General features: G+C 48.6%; 12 protein-coding genes and 1 pseudogene. 6 read left to right on the top strand and 7 right to left on the bottom strand.

The features are described 5' to 3' along the window. A pseudogene (locus tag AC1HCM_RS09265) lies at positions 1 to 334 on the bottom strand (RNA-guided endonuclease InsQ/TnpB family protein); the annotation flags it as partial. A 97-nt stretch (positions 335 to 431) separates the two neighbouring features. Here AC1HCM_RS09265 and AC1HCM_RS09260 point away from each other — a divergent pair. Then, positions 432 to 665 (top strand): hypothetical protein, encoded by a 234-nt coding sequence (locus tag AC1HCM_RS09260; RefSeq protein ID WP_479461477.1) that lies wholly within the window; start codon positions 432 to 434, stop codon positions 663 to 665. On the opposite strand, the gene AC1HCM_RS09255 is transcribed toward AC1HCM_RS09260, so the two are convergent. Then, on the bottom strand, positions 656 to 1915 hold the full coding sequence (locus tag AC1HCM_RS09255; RefSeq protein ID WP_479461476.1) for a replication initiation protein: 1260 nt from the start codon (positions 1913 to 1915) through the stop codon (positions 656 to 658). The genes AC1HCM_RS09260 and AC1HCM_RS09255 overlap by 10 nt on opposite strands. Positions 1916 to 2405: 490 nt before the next feature. On the opposite strand from AC1HCM_RS09255, the gene AC1HCM_RS09250 reads away from it, so the two are divergent. After that, complete coding sequence (locus AC1HCM_RS09250) at positions 2406 to 2762, top strand: DUF6788 family protein (protein WP_479461475.1); 357 nt, start codon at positions 2406 to 2408, stop codon at positions 2760 to 2762. 120 nt (positions 2763 to 2882) lie between these two features. Here AC1HCM_RS09250 and AC1HCM_RS09245 read toward each other — a convergent pair whose 3' ends face one another. Beyond that, positions 2883 to 4172, bottom strand: a complete 1290-nt coding sequence (locus tag AC1HCM_RS09245) for a GNAT family N-acetyltransferase (RefSeq protein WP_479461474.1) — start codon at positions 4170 to 4172, stop codon at positions 2883 to 2885. Positions 4173 to 4184: 12 nt separating this feature from the next. Further along, positions 4185 to 4331 carry a hypothetical protein gene (locus tag AC1HCM_RS09240; RefSeq protein WP_479461473.1) on the bottom strand — a complete coding sequence of 49 codons (147 nt, stop codon included), beginning with the start codon at positions 4329 to 4331 and terminating at the stop codon, positions 4185 to 4187. A gap of 88 nt (positions 4332 to 4419) precedes the next feature. Between AC1HCM_RS09240 and AC1HCM_RS09235 the strand changes: the two genes are divergently transcribed. Together AC1HCM_RS09235 and AC1HCM_RS09230 are read left to right on the top strand one after the other, a co-directional pair. Next, on the top strand, positions 4420 to 5013 hold the full coding sequence (locus AC1HCM_RS09235; RefSeq protein ID WP_479461472.1) for a hypothetical protein: 594 nt from the start codon (positions 4420 to 4422) through the stop codon (positions 5011 to 5013). Further along, positions 4979 to 5182: a hypothetical protein gene (locus AC1HCM_RS09230; protein ID WP_479461471.1), complete on the top strand. Its 204-nt coding sequence runs from the start codon at positions 4979 to 4981 to the stop codon at positions 5180 to 5182. Before AC1HCM_RS09235 ends, AC1HCM_RS09230 begins: the two co-directional genes overlap by 35 nt. Positions 5183 to 5371: 189 nt before the next feature. Here AC1HCM_RS09230 and AC1HCM_RS09225 read toward each other — a convergent pair whose 3' ends face one another. Further along, entirely contained in the window at positions 5372 to 5608 is a 237-nt protein-coding gene (locus tag AC1HCM_RS09225; protein ID WP_479461470.1) for a hypothetical protein, read from the bottom strand. A gap of 94 nt (positions 5609 to 5702) precedes the next feature. On the opposite strand from AC1HCM_RS09225, the gene AC1HCM_RS09220 reads away from it, so the two are divergent. Together AC1HCM_RS09220 and AC1HCM_RS09215 are read left to right on the top strand one after the other, a co-directional pair. Further along, the gene (locus AC1HCM_RS09220) at positions 5703 to 6350 is read left to right on the top strand and encodes a nucleotide-binding protein (RefSeq protein WP_479461469.1); all 648 of its coding nucleotides are present in this window, start codon (positions 5703 to 5705) and stop codon (positions 6348 to 6350) included. A 34-nt stretch (positions 6351 to 6384) separates the two neighbouring features. After that, a complete protein-coding gene (locus AC1HCM_RS09215) occupies positions 6385 to 6615 on the top strand; it encodes a hypothetical protein (protein ID WP_479461468.1) in 231 nt (76 codons plus the stop codon). 251 nt (positions 6616 to 6866) lie between these two features. Here AC1HCM_RS09215 and AC1HCM_RS09210 read toward each other — a convergent pair whose 3' ends face one another. Together AC1HCM_RS09210 and AC1HCM_RS09205 are read right to left on the bottom strand one after the other, a co-directional pair. Further along, a complete protein-coding gene (locus AC1HCM_RS09210) occupies positions 6867 to 7070 on the bottom strand; it encodes a DUF2283 domain-containing protein (RefSeq protein ID WP_479461467.1) in 204 nt (67 codons plus the stop codon). Continuing rightward, entirely contained in the window at positions 7061 to 7330 is a 270-nt protein-coding gene (locus AC1HCM_RS09205; protein WP_479461466.1) for a DUF4258 domain-containing protein, read from the bottom strand. Before AC1HCM_RS09205 ends, AC1HCM_RS09210 begins: the two co-directional genes overlap by 10 nt. Between the last annotated feature and the right edge of the window lie 654 nt (positions 7331 to 7984).

Raw genomic sequence — 7984 nt, 5'->3', positions numbered from 1 at the left:
TTGCCTTCTTAAGAGCCTTTAAACTGTCCCTGACTCTCTCAACAATTCCCTGTTTAATTTGAGACCCTAAGATTTTTAGCTCTCTCTTTTCAAAGCCATTTGGGGTTTTTATCTTAACCTCTTTGAGCTTTTCTGGCTCACCACTCAAGCGGTTTTCAACGTCAGCTATTGTGTAGTTATAGAACCACTTGGCTTCTAAGAAAAGTCTATCCAGGGTTTGCAGGTCTTCTTCAGAAAGGTTCTGGAGTTTAAGTTGAAATACTCTGGGAGTCTGGAGCTTCCTTTTCTCTTTGGTCTGTTTGAGGGTTTGTTTGATTCTCTCTGCTTTGGTCATGGTTCTTATATGATTTTACAACCTTTTGAACGCCATTCATTCCCGTATCACAGATACGGGGCTTTCTGGCGAGATCTTCTGTAAAATAGACAGAGCTGTGAAGGAGTTACTCTTCGGGAAAGGACCCTACGGACACAAGTGGCACCTCCTGAGAGAAGACGGAAGACCCGCCTGTGGCTACGCATCCTTCAACTGGAAGGAGATTGAGGAAAAGAAGGTAAGCCTGCAGGAAGTCGGTGACCTGGAGCTCTGCAGCAACTGCAGGAAGATAGTCGTCAGGCTCAACGGGAAGGGCAAAAGGAAGAAGAGAGCTAACGGCTTTCAGGAGTAAAGGGAGAGGGACTCGACACCTGCCTCTTTCAGGACGAGGGCTGACTTTATCTCCATCTTCATGTTCCTGTCCTTCACCCCCTCTACGGATCTGTTTATTACCCTCTTTTTCTCTGCAGGGAGCTTCCTCCAGAAGCTCTTCGCAAGACGCACCTGAAGGTCCTTCAGGACAGCGGCTGCTTCCTCCTCACTTCCGGGAGGTTTCACGTCCACATCCATGTACCTCTTCACAATTGAAAGCTTTCTCTCAAACTCTTCCTTCCACCAGTCGGGGTCATAATCGCTCCCAGAATACTTCAGGAGCCAGGTATCTTCCCTCGGGTTCTTGAGGGGGATGGTCACCATAAGCGTGCCCACGGGGTTTCTAAGATCCGTATTCCTGTCATCCTCAAGGAGTGCCTCAAGCGTCTTCTCCGGCGGTAGCTGGGAGTTAAGGAGAAAGAAAAGGACCTGCCCCTCGGTCAGCCTCCTGAAACTTACTCCCTCCAGGAGGTAGGCAAAGCCCTCCTTCAGCTCCCTGTACCTTTCTTCAAAGTCCACCCTCTTCCTGTTCTTTCCCTTGACCTTTATTATGAACTCAAGTGCAACGACCTTCCTCCCCTTCTTTATTTCCTCAAACTCAAAGCTGATATCCGTCTTTTCCTCGAGCTCCTTCTTTGCAGGCAGTATGACGAACCTCTTGAAGTCATTGTACCTGCTGTACTCACCGGGCTCTATTTTTAGGATCCCCCTGAGCTCCTCAACCTCAAGCCTCCTTCTTCCTATCTTCTCATACTGCTTGAGCAGTTCGTAAAACCTTATTGAGTAAGAACTCTTCAGTCTGAGAACGTTCCTGAGCGCATAGGTCGTGAAGGCTTCCTTGAGCTTAAGGAGGTAAGGCTTCAGCTCCCTTGAAAGCCTGATTTCAACTTCACCCTTTTTCTCGTAATAGCGAGCCATATCTATCCATCCGGTAACCACGTAGCCATCTTTCATCGGTATCTCAAGCACGCGTGAACGGAGCTTCTTAAGTATGCCCTTGAGCTCGTGGTAATACTTCTGTGTATCGAGCTCAAGGACCTCTATAAGGTCCCTGACCTTTATCCTCACCGTGGGAAACTCCTCACCGTCCGGAGTGAGCATGGATATGTAAGTGAGTATAAGCCTCTGCTCGTTCAGAGTAAGCTTGTACCTTGCCTCAACCAGCCTGTTGGACTTGGTTACCTTTCTCTTTCCGGTCCTGTCCGGCTCGTACCTGAGAATACCTGACATGTCGCCCCTCCCGTCTAAAGACGAGAAAATTATAACATCTCGTCGTCGGGAAAGTCGCCCCGGAGCTCACACCCCTTTTCTCGTTTTTCACACCCCTTTTCTCGTCTTTCGCACCCTTTTTCTCGTCTTTGACACCCCTTTTCTCGTTTTTCACACCCCTTTTCTCGTCTTTAGGGTCCCGGAGACACCCTTTTTCTCGTCTTTACATCCATCAAGTCCTTGAACCGCAGTAAAGCCGCGTCGCCGAAAACAAGAAAGTATATAAAAAGATTAAAACAAGATATATAAATATCACACATATAGGAAAGCTGTGTGTGTGCTGTAAGAACCAGACAGAAGTTACGGAAGGAAAGGTAGCCTATGTTTCTAGCAGGCTTTGTTACATGGCTTGTCTTACACTACATTGCCTGTAGTGTAAGATATATACACCTGCGGTTTCCAGATCGCCGGTGCTTTTGCCGATAAGTACAATAGTTTTCGGAGAGGAGAAGTGAAAGAGATAAGGGAGCTTGTTGAAAGGGTCAGGAAGATGGAGAGGGAACTGAGGGAGCTCCGGTCCAGGCGCTCATCTTCCGTGAAGAAAGGATACTTCGTGCGATATGTAAAGTGCGGCAAGAAGAACTGCAGGGTATGTGCTTCCGGGGAAGGTCACGGACCTTACGTGTACAGGACCGTCCGTGAAGGGGACAGGGTCAGGTCCGTATACATGGGAAAGCTGGGCGAGGAGGAGCCGGGTCATCCTGCGGACATGAAAGAGCTTGAAGAGATCGAAAACCGGATAAAGGAACTTGAAACCAGGCTGGAGTATGTGAGGTCTTCACTGGAGAAGCTCCTGTCTGAACTCTGATCTTACACTACTTTTCTGTTGAGTGTAAGATTTCTTACACTACAAGGCACATATTTGTATGTAGTGTAAGACAGCTCTGTTGAAACCCTGTCTGTGTTCTGAGAGCTCTCCTGTACTTGCTCAGGTTTTGTAACTTGTTAGGCCCATGTACACTGTATCTATGCCTCTGCCCCTGTGGTCAGGGATTCTTTCCAGCTCCTCAAAGCCCGTCTTCCTGAGTATCTTCATGTGAGAAGTGTTCCCCGTCCATGTCCTCGTCAGGATGAGCTTCCCTTCGTGCTTCGTCAGCAGTTTCTCATAAAGCTTCCTGCCCACGCCCAGACCTCTTGCCGTGCTCCTGACGGCTATCGTACTCACGTATACCCACTTCTTCCCTTTCCACTCGTAGTCTTCTATGAATGAAAGGAAACCGACTACCCTGCCCGAAGGCTCCACTGCAGCTATGAACCCCTGCTTCAGCAAAGAAGACAGATACGGAGAGATATCTGCCCGGTCTTCTTTCCCGAAACTCGGTTGTGTAGTTGAACTCCGGGCTGACAGCGGTGGTACAAATTCCTCATCCACCTCTTTCAGGAGCTCCTCTATCTCATCCGCATACTGCTCCAGGACGGAGCCCCCCTGCTTGATATAGATGTACTCAAGCTCGGGCGTGTACCTACCCCACACATAAAGCCTCACGGGAAAAGCAGGACACTCTTCCTGCACGGCTCTCCTTACAAACATTTTTCTGAAGCTTTCCTGCTTTTCCCGGGGAAGGAGAGAGATGTAGGGAAGTCCTCCTGCATAGGTGAAATCTATGTATATCTGCCTGTTGTTTACCTCGTGCTCCACATCTTTGCGCACTTCAAAGTTTGAATACCCCAGCTCCTCCAGTATTCTTTCCAGCTGTCTTTTTGTGGGATAGAAAAGGGGGTAAGGCGGAGGCTCTATGCCCATTTCCCTGAGCATCTTCTCCATGAGATACCTCAGGGCTATGTATGACCACCTTCCTCCCTGATGTATGAAGAAGAAGCCTCCGAAGGTGAGGTGGTATGCAAGCTTCCTGTATCCTTCCCTGCCCCTTTTCCCAAACCAGTGGAATACATTATTTGAAACCACCACATCAAACCTATCCTCCCTGAAATCGAAGTAATCACACACCTCAAGTCTCACATTGTTCAGTCCGAGCTTCCGGATTATGCCCCTGCCCTCCTCTATCAACTCTTCCGATATGTCTATTCCGACTACTTCGGCGTGAGGGAACTTTCTTGCAAGGTATGCAGTCTCTTTAGCATCCCCGCACCCGACATCAAGTATCTTCCGTGGTCTGTATCCTGACAGCTCTTTTGCCATAATCTTGAAGAGCTTTGTGTTCTGATACTTCTGCGTGAGGGAGAAGGCGGAGTAGTTTTTGTTGAAAGCCACCTTCATAATTTCACCCTGCTAAACTGTGCAAAAGCTCCCCTTTATGAGCTCCTCAAACCTTTCCACATTACCCCCGAGCTCCTCCATCTCTACCCTTATCCCCTCTATCGCAAGAGAGCACGCTGTCTCCTCTTCGAGGATGGACGCTCCTTCCTGATACGGCATCTCATCAATTAATCTAATCCTAGGTGGCTTGCGATTACAGGCGTGGCGGACTATCTTTTGCAGGAAAACTGCCTCAAGGAGCACACCCGTGCCTGACCGTGAGCTGGAAAGAGTCAAGAAAGCAGGGAACGAGGTAGAAAAACTCCTCCTGTTCGGAGCGTGGCTGACCAGGAAAGCCAGAGAAAGAGGAGCAAGATCTCCGATAGTGGTGGGCGGTAGTGCGGTTGAGATTTACAGCTTCGGACACTACACGTCAGGAGACATAGACCTCGTAGGTTCAAGAGAGGCGGTGAAAGAGATACTCCTTTCGTCCGGATGCTTTAGAGAAAAGGGGAGTGTCTTTGTGTCTGACGAGCTGGGTCTGTTCGTTGAAGTCCCGAACGACAGCTTTGCGGGAAGTTATGACAGGGTAAGGGCAATCAAGGTCCCCGAGATAGAGGGCGAAGTTTACGTGATAGGGATAGAAGCCCTGATAATAGACAGGCTCTCAGCCTGCGTTGTCGGGAAGAGCGAGGGAGACTGCATGATGGCGGAATACCTCCTGAACAAATACAAAGATGAGATAGACCTGAACTACCTCAGAGACAGGGCACGGCAGGAACGGATATACCCGGAGCTGGAGGGTATATTAAAAAGAGGTAAGAGAGATGGCAGGAAGAAAAGAAATCGTCCTGAGCCTTGAGGAGGTGAGAAAGAGGTATTACAGGGATAAGCTGGAGAGACTGCGTTCAGGCTACCCCCTGAAGTTCAGGAGGACGAGGAAAAGAGACCCCTTCAAATCTGATGCCATGGTTGAGTGGCTCCTGAGGGTCACCCCTCCCGCTAAGGACATACTTTCAGGAAAAGCCTAGCTGTTCAGGAAGAAGGAACGGGGAGAGGGGTGAAAAAGAAATTAGAGGAGCTTGTAGAGGACTGGCAGACCGCCTGATGTCTGCCCTACCCGTGGACCGCGGGGAAGTAACGCCTGTGGAGAGGGAAGCCTCTGCACCGTGTTTTGTGCCCGGTGTAAGCTACCTCGTTGAAGCAGGAAGCCTCTCACTTCAGTGAGGGGAGGAGGTCACCTCTGCGTGCCTGAGGAGCTCCCTTATGAGTTTTCTTTCAAGCGGAGTGAGCCCGTCCGGGAGCCTGCGGGCTCTTCTGAGCTCTTCAACGGGGAGGAGCATGCTGCCCCTTCCGTGAAGAACCTCTATGTGGGGAAAGGGTTTCTGTTTCAGCCGTACCGAACCGTCGGGTGTCCTGAACTCGGTGAAAAGGAGAAGCTGTCCATTCTTACCCATTAGCTTAATTATATAACTTAACTTAGTTAGCTAAGTAATTTAATTAAAATTGCTGAGGTTGGTTACGATATAATTGGATACGGAGGTGGAAGAGGTGAGGACGGTTGTTGTTGCGAACCAGAAGGGGGGTGTAGGAAAGAGTACCGTTGCCTGCAATCTGGCTGTCGCCTTTGCCCTGGAAGGTAAAAAGGTCCTCCTGGTTGATGCCGATACCCAGGAGAGCTCAATAGGCTTCAGGGCTGTCAGGGAGAAAGACGACATACAGGCTATATCCATAACGAAGCCCACTATTCATAAAGACCTGTCCGGCTTTACGAACTATGACGTGGTGATAGTGGATGCAGGAGGAAGGGACAGCTCGGTTTTCAGGAGCGCTGTGATGGCTGCCTCAATGGGTGTTCTTCTCATACCTACCCTGCCGAGCGTGTACGATGTGTGGTCAACGGAGGACACCCTCAGGATCCTGAGCGACGCCAGGGCTTTTGCCGACATACCTGCCTACATCCTCGTGAACCAGGTTATAAGGGCAAACATAGTGAAAGAAGCCGAAGAGAGCCTGAAGGAGCTGGCGGACCAGTACGGTGTGGAGATACTTGACACCAGGCTCTTTTCCAGGGTTGCCTACAGGAACTCGGTTAAGGAGGGAAAGGGTGTCCTTGAGATGAACGACAGAAAAGCTGCTGCCGAGATGAGAAGCCTCTTTGAAGAGGTCAAGGGAAAACTGCTAAGTCCAGTAAGTTAGCTTATTAAGCTAAGTAAATTCGGAGGTGCGGTGCATGGCGATACCGAGAAAGCCTGTGAGGGACGCTGACGAATTTATAAAGACAGCAAAGGTTGAGGAGAAAACCGGTGTTGAGGAAAAGGATGCTGATGCCGGGGTTCCCAGAGTAAAGAAGTTCCTCATAGAGCTCCCTTACGATCTGTGGATGGAGCTCAAAATGAGGGCTGTCAGGGAAGGAAGACCTCTTAAAGACGTTATTCTTGACATACTCCGGGAAGGTGCCTGATCCGGTATCTCCTTCCTTACACTACCTTTGCAAAGGTTGGGTGTAGTGTAAGATATAGTCTTCGTTTTTGTCTTTCTTACACTACGCGGTGGACTGTAGGTTTGTAGTATAAGACAACTGGGTGCTCGCGGCATATACTAACTTAGCTAAGTTAGCTTTGTAAGATTACAAAAATAAATAAGTATTTCCGAGTTAAGCAATAAATCAATTATTCGCACTCAGAGTGATATCGGGTTGAGGATGTTCGGGTACTATAGGTTCTCCGTGAGATTGAGGGGCAGGGTTATATCCTTTTCTTTCCTTTTCATAAAGTCAAGTATTTCCACCGAGACAACCCTGTTATCCTTGCTGTAGTCAAGGATTATGTCTTCCGGCAGGTGCTCGCTTTCTATTGGAGGTTCTTCACTCAAAAGTATAAAGAGCACGTCTGTTTGCGGGTCGTATTTCACTCGCATAATCCTCTCCTTCTCAGTCCTCTATCAAAGAATAATGTAATCGCTATCACCCTATCAGGGTAGGTTTCAACAATTACCTTAAGGCAATAGCCTTGCATTTTCTTGACTCTCCATTCCCTGTTCGGGTGGTGCGGGTCTGGAAGAACAAGATCCGGATGCTTTATGGCTTGGAGAACATCGTCTCTGGAAACGGGAACAGGGGCATTTTCCCTTCTCCATTTAAATCTGTCCCAAAAGTGATGGGAGAACTCAATGCGCATGTTTGCTATTCTACACCTGCTTGAGCCAGCTAAGGGTTTACCTTATGAAGGACGGGCGGTTAGGGACTTTGAGGTTTGCTCTTCTCCTGAACTGCATAACAAGAGCGTCCACAGTGTCATTGCGGGTATGTGGAAAAGTGGGCGGAGATATAGAGGATGTCAACTTTTCCATAGAAAGATCTCCTTGGGAGGAGTTGTAGAGCGCAGATTCAGCAAGTTTTATAATAAACCCTCCAAAGTGTAGTATAGGAATACAAAAGCACTGAGACAGCTTGAAATAGTCTCATACTTAGCGTTCCATGGAAACCTCTTGTAAAAGCCCTTGAGTCTGTGCTTTACCGGGAAGAAAGCCCTTTCCACCGCATTCTTACTACCAAAGGTTTCATGTCTCCACTATTATCGTTCTCCCCTTGCCGGAACTGAGCACAACCTTGGTAGTCCATGTGTCCTGTCGTCGTGACGTGAAAGGTAAACAAAACAGGGTTTGCCTCCCTTATCTACCTGCCTTTACCTTTGGCGGAATCTTGTTCCTGTGGTATACTTTGCGTATATACTGCTCTAAGATTTCTATTACTCCCATAATCCTTTATTTTCCCTCTTTTTTCCCCAACTCCCTCTTATCTTGACATCCTCCAATTATACCGTTTAGTCGGT

Source organism: Hydrogenivirga sp. (assembly GCF_056450045.1).
This window is presented reverse-complemented; position numbering and strand designations above follow the sequence as displayed.